23 protein-coding genes and 1 tRNA gene are annotated in these 22,640 nt (G+C 75.1%); 12 read left to right on the plus strand and 12 right to left on the minus strand.

The genetic code is table 11. From position 1 onward, the window contains the following. Window positions 1–49 precede the first annotated feature (49 nt). Window positions 50–1,150, plus strand: a complete 1,101-nt coding sequence (locus tag ACI789_RS09260) for a YsnF/AvaK domain-containing protein (protein ID WP_457008267.1) — start codon at window positions 50–52, stop codon at window positions 1,148–1,150. A gap of 33 nt (window positions 1,151–1,183) precedes the next feature. On the opposite strand, the gene ACI789_RS09265 is transcribed toward ACI789_RS09260, so the two are convergent. The 9 genes from ACI789_RS09265 to ACI789_RS09305 all read right to left on the minus strand — a co-directional run bounded on the left by ACI789_RS09265 (window position 1,184) and on the right by ACI789_RS09305 (window position 8,177). After that, window positions 1,184–1,984, minus strand: coding sequence for a nitrilase-related carbon-nitrogen hydrolase (locus ACI789_RS09265; RefSeq protein WP_457008269.1), 801 nt, complete (start codon window positions 1,982–1,984; stop codon window positions 1,184–1,186). Continuing rightward, a complete protein-coding gene (locus tag ACI789_RS09270; protein ID WP_457008271.1) occupies window positions 1,981–3,171 on the minus strand; it encodes a pyridoxal phosphate-dependent aminotransferase in 1,191 nt (396 codons plus the stop codon). The genes ACI789_RS09265 and ACI789_RS09270 overlap by 4 nt, the downstream gene beginning before the upstream one ends. Before the next feature lie 40 nt (window positions 3,172–3,211). Then, the gene (locus ACI789_RS09275; RefSeq protein ID WP_457008273.1) at window positions 3,212–3,472 is read right to left on the minus strand and encodes an RNA-binding S4 domain-containing protein; all 261 of its coding nucleotides are present in this window, start codon (window positions 3,470–3,472) and stop codon (window positions 3,212–3,214) included. A gap of 61 nt (window positions 3,473–3,533) precedes the next feature. Then, entirely contained in the window at window positions 3,534–4,253 is a 720-nt protein-coding gene (locus ACI789_RS09280; RefSeq protein WP_457008275.1) for an MOSC domain-containing protein, read from the minus strand. 1 nt (window position 4,254) lies between these two features. Continuing rightward, window positions 4,255–5,178 carry an aldose epimerase family protein gene (locus tag ACI789_RS09285; protein WP_457008277.1) on the minus strand — a complete coding sequence of 308 codons (924 nt, stop codon included), beginning with the start codon at window positions 5,176–5,178 and terminating at the stop codon, window positions 4,255–4,257. Window positions 5,179–5,223: 45 nt separating this feature from the next. Next, window positions 5,224–6,381 (minus strand): hypothetical protein, encoded by a 1,158-nt coding sequence (locus tag ACI789_RS09290; RefSeq protein ID WP_457008279.1) that lies wholly within the window; start codon window positions 6,379–6,381, stop codon window positions 5,224–5,226. Continuing rightward, window positions 6,371–6,946, minus strand: coding sequence for an RNA polymerase sigma factor (locus tag ACI789_RS09295; RefSeq protein ID WP_457008534.1), 576 nt, complete (start codon window positions 6,944–6,946; stop codon window positions 6,371–6,373). Before ACI789_RS09295 ends, ACI789_RS09290 begins: the two co-directional genes overlap by 11 nt. 141 nt (window positions 6,947–7,087) lie before the next feature. Further along, the gene (locus ACI789_RS09300) at window positions 7,088–7,567 is read right to left on the minus strand and encodes a GNAT family N-acetyltransferase (protein ID WP_457008281.1); all 480 of its coding nucleotides are present in this window, start codon (window positions 7,565–7,567) and stop codon (window positions 7,088–7,090) included. Window positions 7,568–7,577: 10 nt separating this feature from the next. Then, window positions 7,578–8,177 carry a TetR/AcrR family transcriptional regulator gene (locus tag ACI789_RS09305; protein WP_457008283.1) on the minus strand — a complete coding sequence of 200 codons (600 nt, stop codon included), beginning with the start codon at window positions 8,175–8,177 and terminating at the stop codon, window positions 7,578–7,580. Window positions 8,178–8,261: 84 nt separating this feature from the next. Here ACI789_RS09305 and ACI789_RS09310 point away from each other — a divergent pair, with 84 nt between their 5' ends. The 3 genes from ACI789_RS09310 (at window position 8,262) to ACI789_RS09320 (ending at window position 10,590) form a co-directional block, all read left to right on the plus strand. Further along, the gene (locus tag ACI789_RS09310) at window positions 8,262–9,425 is read left to right on the plus strand and encodes an acyl-CoA dehydrogenase family protein (protein ID WP_457008285.1); all 1,164 of its coding nucleotides are present in this window, start codon (window positions 8,262–8,264) and stop codon (window positions 9,423–9,425) included. A 112-nt stretch (window positions 9,426–9,537) separates the two neighbouring features. After that, window positions 9,538–10,017, plus strand: coding sequence for a pyridoxamine 5'-phosphate oxidase family protein (locus ACI789_RS09315; RefSeq protein WP_457008287.1), 480 nt, complete (start codon window positions 9,538–9,540; stop codon window positions 10,015–10,017). A 90-nt stretch (window positions 10,018–10,107) separates the two neighbouring features. Then, complete coding sequence (locus ACI789_RS09320; protein WP_457008289.1) at window positions 10,108–10,590, plus strand: DUF1707 SHOCT-like domain-containing protein; 483 nt, start codon at window positions 10,108–10,110, stop codon at window positions 10,588–10,590. A 70-nt stretch (window positions 10,591–10,660) separates the two neighbouring features. Here the strand turns inward: ACI789_RS09320 and ACI789_RS09325 are convergent. Then, window positions 10,661–10,743 (minus strand) — tRNA-Leu (locus ACI789_RS09325). Between the two features lie 174 nt (window positions 10,744–10,917). Here ACI789_RS09325 and ACI789_RS09330 point away from each other — a divergent pair. From ACI789_RS09330 to pknB, 7 genes are all read left to right on the plus strand, one after another. Next, window positions 10,918–11,730: an FhaA domain-containing protein gene (locus ACI789_RS09330; RefSeq protein ID WP_457008291.1), complete on the plus strand. Its 813-nt coding sequence runs from the start codon at window positions 10,918–10,920 to the stop codon at window positions 11,728–11,730. 96 nt (window positions 11,731–11,826) lie between these two features. After that, window positions 11,827–12,288, plus strand: a complete 462-nt coding sequence (locus ACI789_RS09335) for an FHA domain-containing protein FhaB/FipA (RefSeq protein ID WP_456917981.1) — start codon at window positions 11,827–11,829, stop codon at window positions 12,286–12,288. A gap of 55 nt (window positions 12,289–12,343) precedes the next feature. Then, complete coding sequence (locus ACI789_RS09340; protein ID WP_457008294.1) at window positions 12,344–13,732, plus strand: PP2C family protein-serine/threonine phosphatase; 1,389 nt, start codon at window positions 12,344–12,346, stop codon at window positions 13,730–13,732. Window positions 13,733–13,775: 43 nt separating this feature from the next. Then, entirely contained in the window at window positions 13,776–15,194 is a 1,419-nt protein-coding gene (locus tag ACI789_RS09345) for an FtsW/RodA/SpoVE family cell cycle protein (protein WP_457008296.1), read from the plus strand. Next, complete coding sequence (locus tag ACI789_RS09350; protein ID WP_457008298.1) at window positions 15,191–16,633, plus strand: peptidoglycan D,D-transpeptidase FtsI family protein; 1,443 nt, start codon at window positions 15,191–15,193, stop codon at window positions 16,631–16,633. Before ACI789_RS09345 ends, ACI789_RS09350 begins: the two co-directional genes overlap by 4 nt. Beyond that, window positions 16,633–18,495, plus strand: a complete 1,863-nt coding sequence (locus ACI789_RS09355) for a serine/threonine protein kinase (protein WP_457008300.1) — start codon at window positions 16,633–16,635, stop codon at window positions 18,493–18,495. Before ACI789_RS09350 ends, ACI789_RS09355 begins: the two co-directional genes overlap by 1 nt. 133 nt (window positions 18,496–18,628) lie before the next feature. Next, the gene (gene pknB, locus ACI789_RS09360; protein ID WP_457008302.1) at window positions 18,629–20,584 is read left to right on the plus strand and encodes a Stk1 family PASTA domain-containing Ser/Thr kinase; all 1,956 of its coding nucleotides are present in this window, start codon (window positions 18,629–18,631) and stop codon (window positions 20,582–20,584) included. A 59-nt stretch (window positions 20,585–20,643) separates the two neighbouring features. On the opposite strand, the gene ACI789_RS09365 is transcribed toward pknB, so the two are convergent. Continuing rightward, complete coding sequence (locus ACI789_RS09365) at window positions 20,644–21,300, minus strand: aminodeoxychorismate/anthranilate synthase component II (RefSeq protein ID WP_457008304.1); 657 nt, start codon at window positions 21,298–21,300, stop codon at window positions 20,644–20,646. Between the two features lie 83 nt (window positions 21,301–21,383). Next, entirely contained in the window at window positions 21,384–22,148 is a 765-nt protein-coding gene (locus ACI789_RS09370) for a DUF881 domain-containing protein (RefSeq protein WP_457008306.1), read from the minus strand. A 69-nt stretch (window positions 22,149–22,217) separates the two neighbouring features. Between ACI789_RS09370 and crgA the strand changes: the two genes are divergently transcribed. Then, window positions 22,218–22,490, plus strand: a complete 273-nt coding sequence (gene crgA, locus ACI789_RS09375) for a cell division protein CrgA (protein ID WP_456917989.1) — start codon at window positions 22,218–22,220, stop codon at window positions 22,488–22,490. Window positions 22,491–22,640 lie beyond the last annotated feature (150 nt).

Raw genomic sequence — 22,640 nt, forward strand, 5'->3', positions numbered from 1 at the left:
GAGGAGAGCGCCCCGTCGGGGCCTCCTGTCAGGAGGGGAGCCGGCCCAGATGTTGAGCGAGCGGGAGTTGTCGGCAGCGATCGGCGCGACGGCCTACGGCCCGGACGGGCACAAGATCGGCACGGTCGAGCACTTCTTCACCGACGACCGCACGGGGGCGCCGACCTGGGTCGCGGTGTCCACCGGCCTGTTCGGGACCCGCCGCTCCGTCGTCCCGGCGGCGGAGGCCACCTTCGACGGCGACGGCCTGCGGTTGCCGGTGACGCGGGACGCCGTCCGCAACGCGCCACACGTCTCCGACGAGCACCTCGACCCCGACGCCGAGGAACTGCTGCGCCGGCACTACTCCGGGGAGAGCGCGCCCGCTGAGGGCGGGGCCGTCGAGGGCAGGGCCGCTGAGGGCGGGGCCGTCGGGGGCGGGGCACGGGACGCCGGGAGCCCGGACGCCGGGAGCTCGGACGCCGGGACGGCGGCCGCTCCGGAGGCGCGGGCCGGGACGGCACAGGCTGCGGCAGCCGCGCCGACCGGCGCCGGGCCGGACGAGCGGACCGAGCGGGTGGACCCGACCGCCCACGCCAGCGACACCGTGCGGGTCGAGGAGAGCGGGCGCGCCGGGGACACCGTGCGCGTGGCCGAGGTGGCGCCCGCGGGGGCCGGTTCGGCAGGGGCCGGCCCCGCGGAGGCCGGCGCCGTGGAGACCGGCTCCGCAGGGACCCGCGGGGGAGGTGCGACCGCCGGGGCCGGCGACAACGCGATGACCCGCAGCGAGGAGCAGTTGCGGGTGGGCACCGAGCGGGTCGCCACCACCCGCGCCCGGCTGGTCAAGTACGTGGTGACCGAGGAGGTGACCCTCACCGTCCCCATCCGCCGGGAGGAGATCCGGGTCGAGCAGGTGCCGGTCGACGCCCCCGACCCGGCGCCCAGGGAGTCCCTGGCGCCGGACGAGGTCCCGGCCGGCGGACCGTCGTCCGGGCTGCCCGAGGAGATCGTGCTGCACGCCGAGCGCCCGGTGGTGACGGTCGAGGTCGTCCCGGTGGAGCGGGTGCGGCTGCGGACCGACGTGGTCACCGGCCAGGAGCAGGTGACCGAGCAGGTGCAGCGCGAGCAGGTCGTCGTCGACCAGGACCCCCCGCGCGGCCGAGTGGAGTGAGAGGGGCGCGTTCTCCGCGCCGTCCCACTCCGCTCAGCTGCGGCGGTCGGCGAGGAAGGGCAGCCGCTCGCGGACGGCGGCGACCTCCGCGGCGTCGACGTCGGCGACGACCAGCGTCTCCACCCCGGCGGCGGTGGCCAGCAGCTCCCCCATGGGGCTGACGATGCGGCTGTCGCCGGCGTGCTCGGTGCCGTCGCCGGCGGCGCCCACCCGGTTGCAGCCCACGACGTAGGCCTGGTTCTCGATCGCCCGCGCCTGCAGCAACGTCTGCCAGTGGTGCCGGCGGGCGGCGGGCCAGTTCGCCGTCACCAGGTAGACGTCGGTGTCCTGCGCCGCGGCCCAGAACACGTCGGCGAAGCGCAGGTCGTAGCAGATGAAGGGGGTGACCCGCAGCCCACCGATGTCCACGGTCAGCGGCTTCTCGCCGGCCCGGAACCGCTCGTGCTCGCCGCCGTGCGTGAACGGGTGGAGCTTCCGGTAGCGGTGCACCGTGCCGTCGGGCCCGGCCAGCACCAGCGAGTTGTGCGGCAGGGCCTCAGTCCCCCCGCCCGCCCCACCGCTGGTCCCGCCATCGGGGTCCGCCGAGATCTCCGGGCAGCTGCCGGCCACCCACACGCCGTGCTCGGCCGCCTGCTCGGCGAGCCACCGCGAGGACGGGCCGCCCTCGGGCTCGCCGATCCCCGGCGTCATGGTGAACCCGGTGGAGAACGTCTCGCTGAGCAGCACGAACTCCGCCCCGGCGCCGACCGCGCGGGCCACCTGCGGGGCCAGCCGGGCGAAGTTGGCCGCCCGGTCCTCCCAGACGATGTCGTGCTGGACCGCCGCGATCCTCATCGGTGCATCCTCCCCAGTCGCTCGACCGCTTCCCCCAGCACGTCGTCGCCCTTGCAGAAGGCGAACCGGACCAGGTGCCGGCCCAGGTGCGCGTGCGCGGGGTCGTAGAACACCACGGTCGGGATGGCGACGACGCCGGCCCGCTGCGGCAGCGAGCGGCAGAACGCCACGCCGTCCCCGTCGGGCTGCACCGGCCGGACGTCGACCGTGGCGAAGTAGGTCGCCTCGGGGCAGACGACCGGCAGACCAGCGGCGGTGAGTCCCTGGACCAGCACGTCGCGGCGGTACTCCAGGTCGCGGGCGATCCCGGCGAAGTACTCGTCGGGCAGCTGCAGCCCCGCGGCGACGGCCGGCTGGAACGGCCCGCCGTTGACGTAGGTCAGGAACTGCTTGGCCGTGCGGACGGCGGCCACCAGCTCCGCCGGGCCGCAGATCCAGCCCACCTTCCAGCCGGTGACGTTGAACGTCTTGCCCGCGCTGCCCACCACGAGGGTGCGCTCGCGCATGCCCGGGAACGTGGCGATCGAGGTGTGCCGGGCTCCCGCGAAGACCAGGTGCTCGTAGACCTCGTCGGTGAGCACGAGCAGCTCGTGCTCCATGGCGAGGGCGGCCAGCGTGGCCAGCTCGGCCCGCGTGAAGACCTTGCCGGTCGGGTTGTGCGGGGTGTTGAGCAGCAGCAGCCGCGCCCGCGGCGTCACCGCGGCGCGCAGCTCGGCGGGGTCGAAGGTCCACGGGCCCGCGCCCGACGCCGGCGGCCGCAGCGGCACCGGCCGCGCCACGCCGCCGGCCATGGCGATGCCCGCGGGGTAGCTGTCGTACATCGGCTCGAAGAGGACGACCTCGTCGCCGGGCTCGAGCAGGGCCAGCAGCGCCGCGGTGAGCGCCTCCGTGGCGCCCGCGGTGACCAGCACCTCGTCGGCCGGGTCGTACGCGTGGCCGCCGAACCGCTTCCCGTGCGCGGCGATCGCCTCGCGCAGCACCGGGATGCCCGGCCCGGGCGGGTACTGGTCGTGCGGGGTGCCGATCGCGGCGCGGGCCACCTCCAGCACCTCGGGCGGGCCGGGGTAGTCGGGGAACCCCTGGCCGAGGTTGATCGATCCGGTGGCGACGGCGAGCGCGCTCATCTCGGCGAAGATCGTCGTCCCGAAGCCCTGCAGGCGGGCCGACAGGTACGGCGCGCGGGTCATGCCCCCAGCCTGGCAGACGACGTTCCACGTGGAACGCCGATCAGCCGATGCGGACGTCCTCCATGCCCTCGATCGCCACGACGTCGCCCGTGCGCAGCTGCCGACCGCGGCGCTCCTCGGGCTCGCCGTTGACCCGCACCGCGCCGGTGAGCAGGACGTCCTTCACCTGCGCGCCGGTCGGGACGGCGTCGACCAGCTTGAGCAGCTGACCGAGGCGGATGGAGTCCTCGCCGGGACGCAGGTCGACGGTGCGCACCCGGCCATCCTCGACCATCGCGTCGTCGAGGGCGCCACTCGGCACCTGCGGACGGTCGTGCTCTGCGTGCGCCGGAGACGCAGAGCACGAGCTGTCGCGGTGGGACTCAGCCGGCGGCGGTCAGCTCGTCGCCCACGGCCACCCGCCCCGGCCGCACCACCAGCGCGCCGACCGCCAGCGTGCCGCCGCGCTCGCGGTGCACCGTCTTGAGCACGCCGGTGTCCCGGCCGATCCCGCCGGGCTGCGGGCGGGTCACCATCACGCACCGGTCGATCGGCTTGACGACGTCCAGCTCGGCCCCGCCCAGCCGCACCCGGCCCCCGACCAGCGCGTCCTCCCCCTCTCCGGACAGGACGACGTTGGCGCGGAACCGGCGCCGGTCCCAGGTGCCCAGCGTCCCGGTGGACACCAGCGAGACGCGGGTGCGGGAGCTGTCGTGGAACGCCCCGCGGGCGCCGGTGAAGGCGTCCCAGTCGTACTCGTCGTCCTCTCCCACCTCGGCGGGGTTCTCGTAGCGGCGCTCCCCGGGAGCGTCCGCGGCGGCGCGCAGCTCCACCGGTCGGCCCAGCCACCTCGACAGGACGGCGTCGTCGGCGGTGACCGTGCCGTCCGGCAGCACGACGGCCACCCCGCCGTCGGCACGCAGCCGGCCGGAGGCGAACAGCAGGTCGGGCACCCGCCGGGCGGTGAGGCCCAGGCCGCTGTCGACGTCGAACAGCGCCCACTGCCGGTCACCGGCCAGCCCCTCCGGGCCGACGTCCACCCCGGCCAGCCGCTCCCCCTGCAGGGACTTGACCGGGTACCGCCACAGCTCCGCGACCTGCACGTCAGATCTCCCAGCCGAGCGTCCAGCTGCCCGCCCACGCCATCCCGGGGTCGAGGACGACGAGGTCGACGCCGTCGGCCAGCGCGTTGGGCGGGCAGGTCATCGGCTCGACCGCGACGCTGCGCCGGCGCTGGCCCTCGGGCAGCGTGTCCCCGGTGTAGACCTGCAGCCAGGGCCACGAACCGTCGACGGCGAGCTCGACCCGGCCGGCGGGGCCGGCCAGTCGCACCCGCGCCCAGCCGTCGTCGTCGCGGACCAGGTCGGTGAGCGGGGTGTCGATCGCGCGGTCCCCGATCCCGCCGACGGCGCCGTCGAAGGGCGCCCGCTCCCCCGTCGGCAGGCCGCCGTCGGTGACCAGCGCGGTCCGCGCCGGCACGGTCAGCTCGGCGTCGGCGATCCCGCCGTCCTCGGTGGCGCCGACGGCGAGGTAGGGGTGCATGCCGACACCGAACGGCGCGGGCTCCCCGCCGGCGTTGCGCACCCGCACGGTCACGGTGAGCCGGTCGGGCCGCAGGGCGTAGTCGATCGCGACGGCCAGCCGGAACGGGTAGCCCGGCCGCGGCTCGACCACGGTGCCGACGGTGACCGCGTCGGAGAAGCGGGACAGCACCGCGAACGGCTGCCAGGAGACCAGCCCGTGCGCGGCCGGCTTGCCCGGGGCGGCGACGTCGAGCTGGAGCTCCCGGCCGGCCCACGCCCAGCGGCCGTCGCGCAGCCGGTTGGGCCAGGGCAGCAGCACCCCGCCGCGGCGGCCGGCGGGCACGGTGCCGGTGGGGTAGCCGTCCAGCACAGCCCAGCCGCCGACCGCCAGGGCCCGCAGGCCGCCGCCGCGCAGGTCGACGGCGAGGCGGGCGTCCCCGGCGACCAGGTCGACGTCGAGCGGGTCGGTCGGCGGCCAGGCGGTCTGCGGCGGCACCATCGTCATGCCGCCAGCCCACCACACCGGGACTGCCCCGGTCAGCCGGACCGCTCAGGGCGCGTAGGTCACCTGCTCGGCCATCTGGAGCACCTGCTCCCGGGTCAGCACCTGCGGGGCGACCAGCAGGAAGAACGGCCCGCCGGGGAGCTGTCCGGTGACCAGCCACCGGTCGGGGTCCGACCCGCCGTCCGCGAGCGCCACCCGGCCCGGCAGCTCCTGGATGGTCACCGGCTCCACCGGACCGGCCAGGGGCGTCCCCTCGAACGGGGAGTCGACCGTCGCGGGGAAGCCCGGTCCCCCGTACACGCTGAGCCGCAGCGGCGGCTGCTCCGGGTGGGCGTCGTCGACCAGGTCCAGGCTGCGGCTCTCCTCGTAGCCGCCCAGCGACCACCCGGCCGGGGCCAGGCCGAACTGCAGCCCGACCGGCTGGGGGCGGTCGACGACGGTCTCGGCCACGGCGACGAGCGCCCCGGGATCGGCGTAGATCCCCTCCCCCGCCAGCCCGACCCACCGACCGTCCGGCCGCTGCCAGAGGACAGCGGCGGAGGAGTCGGCGCGGGCGAGCACGGCCGGCGCGCCGTCGACGTCCACCGTCCCGGTCAGGTCCTCCGGCTCCCACCACCCGACGTCGGGCAGCTGCCGCGGGTCCTCGGCGAAGAGCTGGACGAGGACCCGGTCGCCCTCGGCGGAGGTGTAGTCGGCCGCGAACACCGTCGGCTGGTCCCCGTGGTAGGGCACGCCTCCCCACCAGCTGAAGGCGGGCGTCAGGCCCTCGGGGGCGGGGTCCAGCGACAGCGGGAAGGTGGCCTCCTCGGCGGCGACCAGCTGGACCCCGCCGGCAGGGGACGGCGCGCTCGGCGTCGCGGTGGCCCCCGGCGGCGTCGTGGGGTCCGGCGAGGTCACGACGACCGCCGTCGTCCACGCCGCGGCGACCGCGACCAGCGCCGTGCCGATGCGCAGCAGGGCCGTGCGGCCCGGTCGCCGGCGGCGCGGCCGCGGTGCCGTCCGGGCCTGGCGGGCGTCGGCCACGAGCTGGCGGGAGGCCACCACCGAGGCGGGCTCCTCCGCGGCGTCCTCGTCCGTGACCAGCGACAGCCCGGCGTCGGCCACCAGGTGCGCGAGGAAGGCGTCGGGGAGGGCGGGCAGGTCGGCGTCGGACGGGCCGGCCGCAGCGGCGAGCCGGGCGTCGAGTTCGCGGTCATCGATCACGGTCGGCCTCCTGGACGTCGACGGGGGTGGAGAGGAGGGCTCGCAGGCGGGTGCGGGCGCGGTGCAGCCGGACGCGGGCCGTGCCGGCCGTCAGGCCGAGCGCGGCCGCCGCCTGCGACGGGGTCAGCCCCTCCCACGCGATGAGCGTCAGCAGCTCGCGGTCCTCGGGGGCGAGCCGACCCAGCGCCGCGCGCACCTGCCGGTTCTCGGCGCGGTGCTCGGAGAGCGTCGCCGGGTCGGGCACCGCCGTCTCGACGAACGCCTCGGCCAGGCGGGCACCGAGGCGGCCGGCCCGGGAGGTGCTGCGCGCGGCGTTGGCCAGGCACAGCCGGGCGATGCCGAACAGCCAGGGACGGGCCTCCTCCGGATCGGCCGGCAGGTCGGCCCGCCGTCGCCAGGCGGTCGCGAAGGTCTCCGCGACGACGTCGAGCGCGTCCTCGCGGGAGGCCGCCCGGCGCAGGGCGTAGCCGAGGACGGCGGTGCCGCAGGACCGGTAGACCTCCTCGAAGAGGCCCTCGGCGGACACGGGCGGGTCGTCCTCGGTGGGCAGCGGCGGCCCGTGCATCGCGATCACACCTGCACATGTCCGGGTGGGGCCGGGCGTTACAGCGCCGGCCCCACCGGCCTCGCGCGCCCGCGTCACGGCGTGTAGGTCACCGGTCGGCGATCCGGGTGTCCGGCGTGCCGGATCGGGTCCACGCCCGGGTCACGCCGGGCCGAGCACCCGCTCGTAGTACAGGGAGCAGCCGGCGTCGGGCTCGTCGACGTAGCCGCCGAACGCCGGGATCGCCCGGTACCCGGCGCTCTCGTACAGCCCGACGGCCTCGGGCTGCCGCGGACCGGTCTCCAACCGCAGGGTGGTCCAGCCCCGCTCCAGCGCCGCGGCCTCCAGGGCGGCGAGCACCCGGCGGGACACGCCGCGGCCGCGCGCCGAGGGCACCACGTACATCCGCTTGACCTCGGCGACCCCGGGCTCCAGCGCCCGCAGCGCGCCGCACCCGATCGCCGTCCCGTCGGCGTCGCGGGCCACGAGCACGACGCTCACGTCGGCGGACGACGGCGGCGTCCCCGGCTCCCCGACCCCGTCGTAGCGCGCCCGCAGCTCGGCCTGCTGCGCCGTGGTGAGGGCGCGGACCTCCGGGTCGTCCCAGGCGGCGGCGACGACGGAACAGGTGGAGGCGGACACCACCTCATGATCACAGGCTGATGCCGTGCAGCAGGAGGGCGGCCAGCTCGCGGTAGGCGGCGGCGTCGTCCAGCCCGGTGGCCCGGGCGGTGTCGCCGCGGCCGATCCGGAACACCAGCGTGCTGACCGTGTCGGCGACCAGCGCCGGGTGCACCTCGCGGAAGCGGCCCCGAGCCACCCCCTCGGCGATCAGCTCCCGCACCCGCTCGGCGGCCCGCGCGGTGTTCTGCTCGTAGACCGCCCGCCCGGGCGCGAAGGAGTCCAGGTCCCGGTAGAACGCCGGCCCGGCCGGCGCCAGGGCCCGCGCGACGGCGGTCAGGTAGGCGGTCACCCGCAGCGCGGGGTCGCCCTCGGTCGCCGTCCGCGCCTCGACCTCGGCGGTGGCCTTGCGGAAGAAGTGCCGGATCACGCGGGCGGCGAGCTGCTCCTTGCTCTCGGCCAGGGCGTAGAGCGTGCTCTTGGAGCAGTGCAGCCGGACGGCGAGGTCCTCGAGGGTGAAGCCGCTGAAGCCCTCGGCCAGGAACAGCGCCTCCAGCTGGTCGAGCAGCTCGGCCTGTCGCCGGGTCAGCCGTGCGCCCCCGGCCTCGGACTGCGGGACGGTCGTCGTCATGGCACCTCCGGCGGACCAGCATCCCCCTGGACCGGAAACAGTACTGCGGTATCGTCGCCGGTACTGTCTCGACGAGGAGATGCCGTGCGGGTCGACCGTGAACTGCCCACCGAGGAGGCCGCCGACCTCCTCGCCCTCACCCGCGAGATCGCCGACGCGGAGCTGGCGCCGAAGGCCGCGCGGTACGAGCGCGAGGAGCGGTTCCCCCGCGAGGTGTTCCGCCTGCTCGGCGAGGCCGGCCTGCTGGGCCTGCCGTTCGGGGAGGACGTCGGCGGCGGCGGCCAGCCCTACGCCGTCTACCTGCAGGTCGTCGAGGAACTCGCCGCGCGCTGGGCCAGCGTCGCCCTCGGCGTCAGCGTGCACACCCTCGCCTGCTTCCCGGTCGACCGGTTCGGCAGCGAGGCGCAGCGCCGCGACCTGCTGCCGGCGATGGTCGGCGGCGAACTGCTCGGCGCGTACTGCCTCTCGGAGGCCCACGCCGGCTCCGACCCCCGCGCGATGCGGGCGAGCGCGAAGGCCACCGACTCCGGCTGGCTGGCGACCGGCGAGAAGGCCTGGGTCACCCACGGCGGGCACGCGGACTTCTACTCGACCTTCCTCCGCACGCCGGACGACGGGGAGCGCGGCATCTCCTGCTTCCACCTGACCCCCGACCTCGCCGGCCTCTCCGCCGCCAGGCCCGAGGAGAAGATGGGGCTGACCGCGTCGACGACCTCTGCGATCCGGCTGGACGACGTCGCCGTCCCGGCCGACCGGCTGGTCGGGGAGCCCGGCCACGGGCTGGGCATCGCGCTGGCCGCCCTGGACTCCGGCCGCCTCGGGGTGAGCGCGGTCGCCGTCGGGCTGGCCCAGTCGGCGCTGGACGTGGCGGTGGCCTACGCCCGGGAGCGGGAGACGTTCGGGCGGCCGATCGTCGAGCACCAGGGCGTGGCCTTCCTGCTCGCCGACATGGCCGCCGCGGTCGAGTCCGCCCGCGCCACCTACCTGGTCGCCGCGCGCCGCAAGGACGCCGGCAAGCCCTACTCGCGGCAGGCCAGCATCGCCAAGCTCGTGGCCACGGACGCCGCGATGAAGGTGACCACCGACGCCGTCCAGGTGCTCGGCGGGGCCGGCTACACCCGCGACCACCCCGCCGAGCGGTTCATGCGCGAGGCGAAGGTCATGCAGATCTTCGAGGGCACCAACCAGATCCAGCGGATGGTCATCGGCCGGCACCTGGCCTCCGAGGGCACCCCCGCCGCGCACTGACGCCGTCCCCGGGTGCTCCCGGAACCGGCCCGGGTGCTCCCGGAACCGGGTGGCGAGCGCCGGGCGCGTCCGGGGGTCCGATCCGTCGGTGGCCGGGTGCACGATCGCGCCCATGGGCTCGTTCGCGGACGTGGAAGCAGCCGAACCGGAGTTCGCCGCGCGGGTGCGGGCGGCGTTCGACGCGCACCGGCACAAGGTCCTCGCCACGCTGCGCGCCGACGGGTCGCCGCGGGTGAGCGGCATCGAGATGCAGTTCGTGGCCGGCGAGCCGTGGCTGGCCGGCATGCCCGCGTCGGTGAAGTTCGCCGACCTGCGCCGCGACCCGCGGTTCGCGCTGCACTGCGGCAGCGACGAGCCCGACACCTTCACCGCCGACGCCAAGCTCTCCGGGCGCGCGACCGAGGTGACCGAGCCCGAGGAGCGGCGGCGGTACGCGGCCGCGGCGGGCGTGCCGGAGGAGTCGGTCGACTACGACCTCTTCCGCGTCGACCTCGACCAGGTGGTGCTCACCGCGCTCAACGACGAGAAGACGGCGCTGGTCATCTCCTCGTGGCGGCCGGGCAGGGGGCTGACGCGGACCGAGCGCACATGACCTCTTCCACGGGCAAGCCATGACGAACGTCAGTGGACCGGGGGTCCCGTCCCGGTCGAGACTGGACTCCCCGTTCCAGGAAGGTCCCCGATGCCCGACCCGCACCTGCGCGCCGCCGACACCGACCGCGCAGCTGTCGCCGACCAGCTGGGCGAGCACATGTCCGCCGGCCGGCTGACCGTCGCCGAGTACGACGAGCGCCTGGCCCGCACCTACGCCGCCCGCACCTACGGCGAGCTGGCGGAGATCACCGCCGACCTGCCGGTGCCGAAGCCGACCCCGCCGACGTCCCCGGCTGCCGCCACCCCCGCCGTCCACTCCGGCGCGACGGGGATCTGCGGCGCCGGTTCGGCCTGGGGCGGCTGGGCCGGTGGGGACAGCCGACGGGCGGCGTGGGCGAGCTGGCTGGGCACCGCCGTCATCGTGCTCACCATCTGGCTGGCCACCTCGATCGCGGCCGGCGACCTGCTCTACCCGTGGCCGGTCTGGGTGATCGGCCCGTGGGGCGCGGTGCTGCTGGCGCAGTCGATCACCGGCCGCGGGGACGACGGCGGGCGGCGCCGGCTGCGCTGACCGGCGTCAGCCCGAGGCCGCCGAACGCAACGAGCCGGCCCCCTCGGGGACCGGCTCGTCGTCGTACCTGTGGGCAAGGGGGGAGTTGAACCCCCACGTCCTTTCGGACACACGGACCTGAACCGTGCGCGTCTGCCATTCCGCCACTTGCCCTGGCGCCGAGAACAGTAGCAGCCCGGCGAGGACCGCCTGGCAGGGGGGCGGTCCGCTCCGCACGGCTGTGCCGGGTGGGGCGCCTGGGGCGTTGCGCGACGGTCAGCCGCGCCGCACCCGGCTACGATCAACGGCGGTAGATCGGGACCGCCGGGCGAACGCAAGGGAGCGACTGTGGGTGTGCTGCAGCGCTTCGAGCGACGGCTGGAAGGCATGGTCGGCCTGGCCTTCGCCCGGATCTTCAAGGGCAAGGTCCACCCCGCCGAGATCGCCAAGGCGCTGACCCGCGAGGCCGACGAGCAGCGCTCGGTGCTCGGTGAGGGCCGGGTGCTGGCGCCCAACGTCTACGACGTCCGACTGGGGCCCACCGACTACGAGCACCTGGCCGAGTGGTCCGAGCAGCTGGCCGGCCAGCTGGCCGACATGGTCGCCGAGCACATCGAGGGCGAGGGCTACCAGGTCTTCGACGCGGTGCAGGTCCGCCTGCAGCGGGACGAGGAGCTGCCCACCGGCGTGTTCGAGGTCAGCTCGCACGTCGCCGACCCGGCCCGTCCGGGCACCCGCGCCGACGAGGCCGCCGCCCCGGTGACCGGCAGCGACGCGATCCCCCCGCTGCCCTCGCTGCGCGGCCGCATGGCCACCGACACCGGCCGGCAGGTGCCGTCGTCCGTCGTGGGCCGGGCGGGGTCGAAGCCCGGCGTCACCCACGTGCTGCTCGTCGACGGTCCGGGCACGCGCCACGAACTGACCACCGGGCGCAACGTGATCGGCCGCGGCACCGACGCCGACATCCGGCTGCCCGACACCGGGGTCAGCCGCAAGCACGTCGACGTCGTGCTCGACAACGGCACCGCCATCGCCGAGGACCTCGGCTCCACCAACGGCACCCTGGTCAACGGCCGCCGGATCACCCGTCAGCCGCTGAGCGACGGCGACGTCATCCGCATCGGCCACTCGGTGCTGGTCTACCGGCAGGACGGCGCGTGAGCCCCCGCGAGGACGGGACGTGACCGGGCCGGCGAGGTCACGCGACACCACGGCACGGCCCGGCGCGGGGCGGACGAGCGCCAGCGAGGGAGCTCCGTGACGGCCGAGATCGTCCTGCAGATCTTCCGCTTCGGCTTCCTGCTGCTGTTGTGGCTGTTCATCTTCGCGGCCTTCCGCGTGGTCCGGGCGGACCTGTTCGGCGGCCGCGCCGGCCGGGTGGCGTCGGTGCCGCCGCGGGCTGCCGCGGCCGGCAAGCGGAAGACCCGCGGCCCGAAGACGCTGGTCGTCACCGCCGGCCCGCTGACCGGGACCAAGATCACCCTCGGGGACCAGCCGATCCTCATCGGCCGCGCCGACGACTCAACCCTCGTGCTGACCGACGACTTCGCCAGCTCGCGGCACGCCCGGCTGACCAACCGCGGCGGCCAGTGGTACGTCGAGGACCTCGGCTCCACCAACGGCACCTACCTGGACCAGCAGCGCGTCCAGGGCCCGCTGCTGGTGTCCCCGGGCCAGCCGATCCGCATCGGCCAGACGGCCCTGGAGCTGCGCACATGACCCTCGCCCGCGCGTGCACCCCGTGGAGCGCCGGCACCTCCGGGAGCACGATCCGATGAGCCTCGCGCTGCGCTACGCGGCCCGGTCCGACCGCGGCCTGGTCCGCGGCAACAACCAGGACTCGGTGTACGCCGGGCCCCGGCTGCTCGCCGTCGCCGACGGCATGGGCGGCCACGCGGCCGGCGACGTCGCCAGCAAGGTCGTCATCGCCGCCCTCGAGCACCTCGACGACGACGCCCCCTCCGGCGACATGCTGCAGGCGCTGCGGTCGGCGGTGTTCGACGGCAGCGAGCACCTGCGCGAGGTCATCCGCGAGTCCCCGCAGCTGGAGGGCATGGGGACGACGCTGACCGCCGTCCTCTTCGCCGGCGGCCGGCTGGCGCTGTGCCACATCGGCGACTCCCGCGCCTACCTGCTGCGCGACGGCGTCCTCACCCAGATCACCCACGACGACACGTTCGTGCAGACCCTCATCGACGACGGCCGGATCACGCCCGAGGAGGCCAACCACCACCCCCAGCGCTCGCTGCTGCTGCGCGCGCTGAACGGGCAGGAGGTCGACCCCGACCTGTCGATGCGGGAGGCCCGCGCCGGCGACCGCTACCTGCTGTGCTCCGACGGGCTCTCCGGCGTGGTCAGCGAGGAGACCCTCGGCGAGGCGCTCAAGGACCCCGACCCGCAGTCGACCGCCGACCGGCTGATCGAGCTGGCCCTGCGCAGCGGCGGCCCGGACAACATCACCGTCATCGTCGCCGACGTCGTGGAGGACGGCGGCCACGACTACCCGCTGGACCCGGTCGTCGACGGCGCGGCCGGCGACAACGTCGGGCAGCGCGAGGTCGACCCGCGGTCGGCCGCCGGGCGGGCCGCCCTGGCCGACCCGCCGCCGCCTCCGTCGTCGACAGCGGTGTCGGTGGCCACCGCTCCGGCGCCGCGCCGTCGCCGGCGGCGGTTGCTGTGGCTCCTGGGCGCGCTGGTCGTGCTCGTCGCGGCCGCCATCGGCGCCTACGTGTGGGTGCTGTCCAACTGGTTCGTCGGTGTGCAGGAGACCTCCGACGGCGAGCAGGTCGCCGTCTTCCGGGGCATCGACACCTCGGTGATGGGGGTCGACCTCAACCGGGTCGCCGACGTGACCGACCTCGCCGTCACCGACCTCACCCAGGCCGACGCGACCAAGGTCCGGCGGGGCATCGAGGCCACCGACGGCGACCACGCCGACCGGATCGTCGCGATGTTGCGCGACTCCCGCCTGCCGGTCTGCCCGGCGGCCGACGAGGAGAGCGACCGGTCGCTGTCGACGTCGGCCAGCCCGACGTCACCGGCGCCCGACAACGGTTCCGAGTCACCGTCGGAGAGCCCCGAGCCCACCGGGTCCGCCGAGCGGTCTCCCGCCGAGCGGACGCAGACGCCCGAGCCCGGAGTCGACTGCCGGGAGGCCCAGTGAGCGAGCTCCGAGGAGGCGGCCGGGCGGGAGAGGAGGTGGTCGCGTGACCGCGGCCCCCTCGACCGACCCCCGGGCCGCCGCGGCGGGCTCGGCCCCGCCCACACGGCGCAACACGGAGCTGGCGATGCTCGGCTTCGCCGTCCTCATCACGCTGGCCGCTCAGTGCATCGTCGACCTGACCATCACCGGGTCGCTGCGCGCGGAGCTGGCCACGTTCGGGGGCTGGTTCACCGCGCTGTGGGCGGTGCTGCACGTCGTCGTCCGGAAGTTCGCGCCGTACGCCGACCCGCTGCTGCTGCCCGCCGTGGCCCTGCTCAGCGGGCTCGGGCTGACCATGATCCACCGGCTCGACCTCGCCGCGGAGCAGGTCGACGCCGCCGTCACCCGGGAGGACGCGCCGGTCCAGCTGGTCTGGGCCACCCTGGGCGCGGCGCTGTTCGTGGCCGTGCTGGTCGTCCTGCGGGACCACCGGCTGCTGTCCCGCTTCGCCTACACCCTGGCCCTGGTCGGCCTGGTGCTGCTCGCCCTGCCGGCGGTGCTGCCCGCCTCGATCTCCGAGGTGTACGGCGCCAAGATCTGGATCCGGGTGGCCGGCTTCAGCATCCAGCCCGGCGAGTTCGCCAAGATCTGCCTGGTCGTCTTCTTCGCCGCCTACCTGGTCGACAAGCGCGACGTGCTGGCGCTGGCCAGCCGGCGGGTGATGGGCCTGGAGGTGCCGCGCGCCCGCGACCTCGGGCCGGTGCTCGTCGCCTGGGCGATGTCGATCCTCGTGCTGGTCTTCGAGCGCGACCTGGGCAGCTCGCTGCTGCTGTTCGGCATCTTCGTCGTGATGCTCTACGTCGCCACGGAGCGGGCCAGCTGGCTGCTCATCGGCGTCGGCCTGTTCGCCGCCGGCGCGTTCCTGGCCTACCAGCTGTTCGGCCACGTCCGCGTCCGCGTCGACACCTGGCTGGACCCGTTCGCCTACCGCGACGAGGGCGGCTACCAGCTGGTCCAGTCGCTGTTCGGGCTGGGCACCGGCGGGCTGTTCGGCGCGGGCCTGGGCGGCGGCCGCCCCGACCAGGTGCCGGTGGCCAAGAGCGACTTCATCGCCGCGGCGATCGGTGAGGAGCTGGGGCTCTTCGGCCTGGTCGCGGTGATCATCCTGTACCTGATCCTCGTCGAGCGCGGCCTGCGGACGTCGCTGATCGTCCGCGACGCCTTCGGCAAGCTGCTCGCCGCGGGCCTGGCCTTCGCCATCGCCTGGCAGGTGTTCGTCGTCCTGGGCGGCGTCACCGGGCTGCTGCCGCTGACCGGCCTGACCACCCCGTTCGTCGCCTACGGCGGGTCCTCGCTGGTGGCCAACTTCGTGCTGGTCGCCCTCCTGGTGCGGATCAGTGACGCCGCCCGCCGCCCGGCCGCCCCCGCCGGACCGCCGAAGCCGGCGCTCGGCGACGCCCCGACCGAGGTCGTGACACCGTGAACGCCCCCTTGCGCCGCGTGGCGATCAGCGTGCTCGTCCTGTTCACGCTGCTGATCGTCAACGTCAACTACATCCAGGTCGTGCGCTCCGACGAGCTGCGCGACGACCCCGGCAACACCCGCGTGCTCACCGAGGAGTACGACCGCGAGCGGGGCTCGATCGTGGTGGCCGGCACCGAGGTCGCGACGTCGGTGGCCACCGACGACCGGCTCACCTACCTGCGGCAGTACTCGCAGGGGCCGGTGTACGCGCCGGTCACCGGCTACTACTCGCTGGTGTACGGCAACGCGCAGACCGAGCGGGCGGAGAACGACGTCCTCTCCGGCAACGACGCGCGGCTGTTCGCCCGGCGCATCGCCGACCTGTTCACCGGGCGCGACCCCAGCGGCGGCGACGTCGTCCTCACCCTGGACCCGGCCACCCAGGAGGCGGCGATGTCCGCCCTCGACGGCGTCACCGGCGCGGTGGTCGCGCTCGACCCGTCGACCGGCGCGGTGCTGGGCATGGCCAGCCAGCCCACCTACGACCCGAACCTGCTCTCCAGCCACGACCCCCAGGCGATCCGGGACTACTGGGCGCAGCTCAACGACGCCGACCGCGACCCGCGGCTGAACCGGGCGATCAGCGACAACTACCCGCCGGGCTCGGTGTTCAAGGTGGTCGTCTCGGCGGCCGCGCTGGCCAGCGGGGACTACACCCCGGACACCGTCATCCCGGCGCCGGACACGCTGACCCTCCCCGGCACCTCCACCGAGCTGGAGAACTTCGGCGGCTCGAGCTGCAGCAGCACCGGCGAGCAGCCGCTGATCGACGCGCTGACCATCTCCTGCAACACCGCCTTCGCCCAGCTGGGCATCGACCTCGGTGAGGACGCGGTGCGGGACATGGCCGAGGCGTTCGGCATGGACGGCGAGCAGCGGCAGATCCCGCTCACGGTGGAGCCCAGCACCATGGGCGACCCGGAGAACGACGCCCAGCTGGGGGTGAGCTCGATCGGCCAGCAGAGCGTGGTGGTGACCCCGCTGCAGGCCGCGATGATCGCCGCCGCGGTCGCCAACGACGGCACGCTCATGCAGCCGTACCTGGTCGACCAGCTGCGCGCACCGGACCTGTCCGTCATCGACGAGACCGACCCGGAGGAGCTGAGCGAGCCGGTCACCCCCGAGGTGGCCGACCAGCTCACCGAGATGATGGAGAGCGTCGTCACCAACGGCTCGGGCCGCGCCGCCCGCATCCCCGGCGTCACCGTCGCCGGCAAGACCGGGACGGCGGAGAACGCCGGCCCCGACCACAACTGGTTCATCGGCTTCGCCCCCGCCGACGACCCGCAGATCGCGGTCGCGGTCTTCGTCGCCAACGGCGGGGGTACGGGTGGGGACGTGTCCGCACCCATCGCCCGTCAGGTCATGCAGGCCTACCTCGAGGGACAGGGCGGCTGATGGCTCTCTCCACCGGCACGATCCTCGCCGGCCGCTACGAGATCACCGCCCCGATCGCCACCGGCGGCATGGGCGAGGTCTGGCGGGCCCGGGACCGCGTGCTCGACCGCGTCGTCGCAGCCAAGGTGCTGCGCAGCGAGTTCACCGGCGACCCGAGCTTCGTCGCGCGGTTCCGCAACGAGGCGCGGCACACCGCGGCCCTCAGCCACCCCAACATCGCCTCGGTCTACGACTACGGGGAGACCCAGGACGAGCGCGGCGCCCAGCTGGCGTTCCTCGTCATGGAGCTGGTCGAGGGCAAGCCGCTGGTCACGATCCTCCACGAGGAGGGCAAGCTCCCCGTCGACTGGACGCTGCACGTCCTGGGCCAGGCCGCCGACGGGCTCTCGGCGGCGCACAAGGCCGGCGTCGTCCACCGCGACATCAAGCCGGGCAACCTCATCGTGCGCCCGGACGGCGTGGTGAAGCTGACCGACTTCGGCATCGCCCGCGCCCGCGACGCCACGCCGCTCACCCGCACCGGCATGGTCGTCGGCACCGCCCAGTACCTCTCCCCCGAGCAGGCGCAGGGCTTCGACGTCACGTCCGCCTCCGACGTCTACTCCCTCGGCGTCGTCGGCTACGAGTGCCTGACCGGCGGCCGGCCCTTCGACGGCACCTCGCAGGTCGCCGTCGCGCTGGCGCACATCAACCGGCCGCCGCCCCCGCTGCCGGCCAACGTGCCGCCCGCGGTGCGGCTGCTCATCGAGCGCGCCCTGGCCAAGGACCCCGCCGATCGCTTCGCCGACGGCGCCGCGTTCGCCGCCGCCGTCCGCTCCGTGGCCGCGGGCAACAGGCTGACCCCCGGCAACGGGGCCGCCTCCGGCGCCGGGCTGGCCGCCGCCCCGGTCCCCCTGGCCACCGACCGCACCCAGGTCGTCTCCGACATCGACGACGACCGCACCGCGCTCGTCCCCGACATGGCCGAGGACCGCACCCAGGTGTTCGGCGCCTCCACCGGCGGGGCGGGCGGACCGGGGACGGCCCCGGGGACCATGCCCCCGCTGCGCCGTCCGGACGACGACGAGGACCGGGAGGACCGCTACACCGGCGGCCGGCACGCCTCCGCGCAGCCGTCCCGCAACCGCTGGACCTGGCTGGTCGTCGGTTTGGTGCTGCTCGCGCTGGTGGGCGGGGGCACCTGGTTCCTGCTCGCCGGCGACGACGACCCGGGCGCGGGCACCCCCGGGGCGACGACCACGTCGGCGCCTCCCGCCACGACGTCGGCCGGCACCTTCACCATCGACCCGGCCCGGTTCGTCGGCCGGCCCGCCGACGACGTCCAGGCCGAGCTCGAGGGCCTGGGCCTGGGGCTGGTCGTCCAGCAGGAGCCGGCCGACGCCGCCCGGCTGGCCGCGGCCGGCCTCGCCCTGGACCGGGGCGACGTCGCCGCCCTCGACCCGAGCGGCGGCACGGTCGGGCAGGGCGACACGGTGACCCTCTTCTACGCACCGCAGGACTTCGCGCCCGACAGCGGTGAGGAGGAGCCCTCCCAGGCCCCCGAGACCACCACGGCCCCGACGACCACGGCCGAGCCCACCGAGGACGAGCAGACCTCCCAGGCGCCGGCGCCCACGACCCGGCGGACGACGACGCCCCCTCCGGCGGACGACGACGAGGACCAGGGCGACACCGGCGGCAACAACGACGGCGACAACGGCGGCAACGACCAGGGCGACGGAGACAACGGGGGCGACACGACGACCGAGCCCGCGCCGGGGAGCCCGGTCACGCCGCCGGTGGAGGAACCCGCGCCCGACGAGCCCCAGGCGGAGGAGCAGGGCACGGTGCTGGGGGCGGGCGCACCGGACGGGACGGCGTGATCGCACTCCCCCGCGCCGCCCGGATCCGGGCCACCGGAGCGGTTAGGCTCCCCGGCGGCCCATCCGTCCACAGTGCTCCCCCGTGCCTCCCTCCCCCCTGGACGCAGGACCGCACCGCCCGAGAGGACCCCTGATGACCACGCCGCAGGTGCTCGGTGAGCGGTACGAGATCGGCGGGGTGCTCGGCCGCGGCGGCATGGCCGAGGTGCACCGCGGCCGCGACCTGCGGCTGGGCCGCGAGGTCGCCGTCAAGGTCCTGCGCAGCGACCTCGCCCGCGACCCCTCCTTCCAGGTCCGCTTCCGGCGCGAGGCGCAGGCGGCCGCGTCGCTGAACCACCCGGCGATCGTCGCGGTGTACGACACCGGCGAGGACCGCACCGCCAACGGCGCCACCCCGTACATCGTCATGGAGTACGTCGAGGGCCAGACGCTGCGCGACGTGCTCCGCCGAGAGGGCGTGCTCTCCCCCGAGCGGGCCATGAGCCTGTCGGCCGACATCTGCGGCGCCCTCGACTTCAGCCACCGCAACGGCATCGTCCACCGCGACGTGAAGCCCGGGAACGTGATGATCACGCCCCAGGGCACGGTCAAGGTCATGGACTTCGGCATCGCGCGGGCGGTCTCGGACTCCGCCGCGACGATGACCTCCACCGCGGCGGTCATCGGCACCGCGCAGTACCTCTCCCCCGAGCAGGCGCGCGGCGAGGGCGTCGACGCCCGCTCCGACGTCTACTCGGTGGGCTGCCTGCTCTACGAGCTCGTGACCGGGGCGCCGCCGTTCACCGGCGACTCGCCGGTCTCGGTGGCCTACCAGCACGTGCGGGAGGACCCGCGCCTGCCGTCGTCGATCAACCCGGCCATCCCGCCGGAGCTCGACGCGATCCTGCTCAAGGCGATGAGCAAGAACCCGGCCAACCGCTACCAGTCGGCCGCGGACATGCGCAACGACCTGCTCCGTGCACTGGCCGGCCAGCAGGTCGAGGCCACGCCGGTGATGGGCGACGCCGAGAAGACCACGATCCTCGGCGCGCCCGCCGGCTACGGCCAGGCCGACTGGGACGACGAGGACGACGCGGCCCGCAAGAAGAAGCGCAACCGGGTCATCGCGGCCGTCGTCGCGGCGGTGCTGCTCATCGGCGGCGTGGTCACCCTGGCACTGGTCCTCAACTCCGGGGACGACGAGGAGCCGCCGGCCGTCGCCCAGGTCGCGGTGCCCTCCGACCTGGTCGGCAAGGACGAGGCCACGGCCACCCAGTCGCTCGAGGCCGCCGGCCTGCGCGTCGGCGACGTGACGACCGCGCCGAGCTCGGAGGAGCAGGAGGGGCTGGTGATCAGCACCGACCCGGCCGGCGGCGCGCAGGTCGCCCCCGACTTCGAGGTCGCGCTGGTCATCGGCGGCGGCGTGGACACCATCGAGGTGCCGGCGGTCATCGGCCTGGACGCCGACCGTGCCCAGACCACCCTCGGGAACGCCGGCTTCCAGCGGGTCAACACCGACGACGTCGACTCGCTGCAGGCCGAGGGCACCGTCGTCGACGTGAACCCGGCCGAGGGCAGCGCCGTCGACCCGAGCACCGCGGTGACCCTGTCGGTCTCCGACGGCAACGCCCCGCTGCCCGACGTCGTGGGCCAGCAGCAGGCGGCCGCCACGCAGGCGCTGCGGGACGCGGGCTTCACCAACGTCACCCCCGAGCAGACCGAGTCCGACCAGCCCGAGGGCACCGTGATCGCCATGGACCCCGCCGCGAACACCCAGGCGTCGGCCGGTGACGGGATCACGCTGCAGGTCTCCAGCGGGCCGGGCGAGGTCGAGGTGCCCGACGTGGTCGGCTCGACCGAGGCCGAGGCCCGGGCGGCACTGCAGCAGGCCGGCTTCACCGGCACGGTGACGGTGGAGACCACGGAGGCCTCCGACCCCGGCGACGTCGGCGTCGTGCTCGCCGTCTCGCCGCGGGCCGGCGGCTCCGTGGCCCCCGACGGCACGGTCACCCTCACCGTCGGCGAGGAGCCGGCCGGCGGGACCGGGGACGAGGACGACGACTCGGGCCCCGGCGGTGGCGGCGGGGGCGGCGGCTCCGGCGACAACTGACGCAGACGCACGAAGGGCCCCTCCCGGCGCGGGAGGGGCCCTTCGTGCGTCTGGGGGGCTCAGCCGGGCGTGGCGACCGTGGTGAGCCGGTGGGCGGCGGCGCTGGCGGCCTCGACGGCCGCCGGGTCGGGGGCCAGGCCGCAGGTCTCCAGCCAGGTGGCCAGCATCCGGTGCCCGCCCTCGGTGAGCACCGACTCGGGGTGGAACTGCACGCCCTCGATCGGCAGCGCGCGGTGCCGCAACGCCATGACGATCCCCGAGCGCGTCGTCCCGGTGACCTCCAGCTCGTCGGGCACGGTGTCCCGGTCCACGGCCAGGGAGTGGTAGCGGGTGGCGGTGAACGGCGACGGCAGGCCGGCCAGCACGCCGACCCCGTCGTGCACGACCTGGCTGGTCTTGCCGTGCAGCAGCTCCGGCGCCCGCACGACCTCCGCGCCGAAGGCCTCGGCGATCGCCTGGTGGCCGAGGCAGACGCCGAGCACCGGCGTCCCGGCCTCGGCGGCGGCGCGCACCATCGGCACCGTCACGCCGGCGTCGGCCGGCGTGCCCGGTCCGGGCGAGAGCAGCACCCCGGCGACGTCGAGGCCGGCGAGCTCGTCGACGGTGACCGCGTCGTTGCGGCGGACGATGCAGCGCACGCCCAGCTGACCCAGGTACTGGACCAGGTTGTAGACGAAGCTGTCGAAGTTGTCGACGACGAGGACGGGACGACTCACGATCTCTGTGTACCAGGAGGACACCGTCCTCCCCACCCTTCGCAGGCTCAGGGCGGGACCCGGGACGGGGCCGGCCAGCAGCGTCAGCCATCGGCCGTCGTGGCGTACTCCATGTCCAGCGGTCCGTCGTAGGCGGGCAGGTCGACCGCGCGCTCCCGGACGGCGAAGCCGAGCCCGAAGTCCTCCACCGCCTGCTGGAACACCGCCACCTGCGGGGAGGCGGCGAGCTGGGCGCGGATGGCCTCGGCGTCACCGATCGCGGTGACCACGAACGGCGGCGAGTAGGTGCGCCCCTGGAGCAGCAGCACGTTGCCCACGCAGCGGACGGCGCTGGTGGCGATCAGCCGCTGGTCCATGATCGCGACCGCGTCGGCCCCGGCGGCCCACACCGCGTTGACCACCGCCTGGACGTCGGACTGGTGGATGACCACGTCGTCGGGGCGCGCACCCATCGGCAGCGAGCCGTCGGGGCGCCGCGGGGCGTCGTCCAGGGTGATCTCCACGCCGCGACCGGTGAGGGGGACCAGCCCGGCCGACAGCTCACCACCGGAGCCCTCCTGCTGGGCGGCGGCCACCGCGCCGTCCCGGGAGGCGGCCTCGTCGGTCAGCGCCTGCGCCTGGGCGCGCAGCCCGGCCAGCTCCTCCTCCTGGGCGCGCAGGGCGTCCTCCCGCGCGGCGATCAGGGTGGAGAGCTCGGTGACCTCCCCGCCGCGCAGGTCGGTGCCCTGGGCCGTCTGGCTGGAGGTGGCGAACAGCAGGCCGGCCGCGAGCGCCACCACGGGCACCAGCACCGCCCACCCCGAGGGGCGGCGGGTACCCCGAAGGGTCACGGTGCGGGCTCCGGCCACGTCCGCAGCTTAGGCTGGGGAGAGGTCACGGCCGGCCGCGACGATCCGGCCCCGGAGGGAGTTCGCACGGTGCCCAAGTCCAAGGTGCGCAAGAAGTCGGTCTACACGCCGCCGCAGGGCACCCTGCAGTCGGGGACGGCGGCCGCCCGGGCCGTCCAGCCCAGCCCGCGCTGGTACGCGCCGCTGATGGTCGCCCTCATGGTGCTGGGGCTGCTGTGGATCGTCGTCTACTACGTGGCCGGCGACCAGATCCCGTTCATGGTCTCGCTGTCGGCGTGGAACTTCGCGATCGGCTTCGGCCTCATGGTCGCCGGGCTGGTCATGTCGATGCGCTGGCGCTGAACGCCGCAGCCCCGAGATCGAGGCCCTCGTCCCACCCGGGACGGGGGCCTCGTCGCTTGTCACCGTCCGCGCACACACCGTGTTGTGCACAGGCGCCGCTGTGCACAGCCGATCGGCGCCGTCCACAGGTCGACAAAGCGCGAACTCCCC

The sequence above is a fragment of the Geodermatophilus sp. SYSU D00965 genome, from assembly GCF_054050075.1.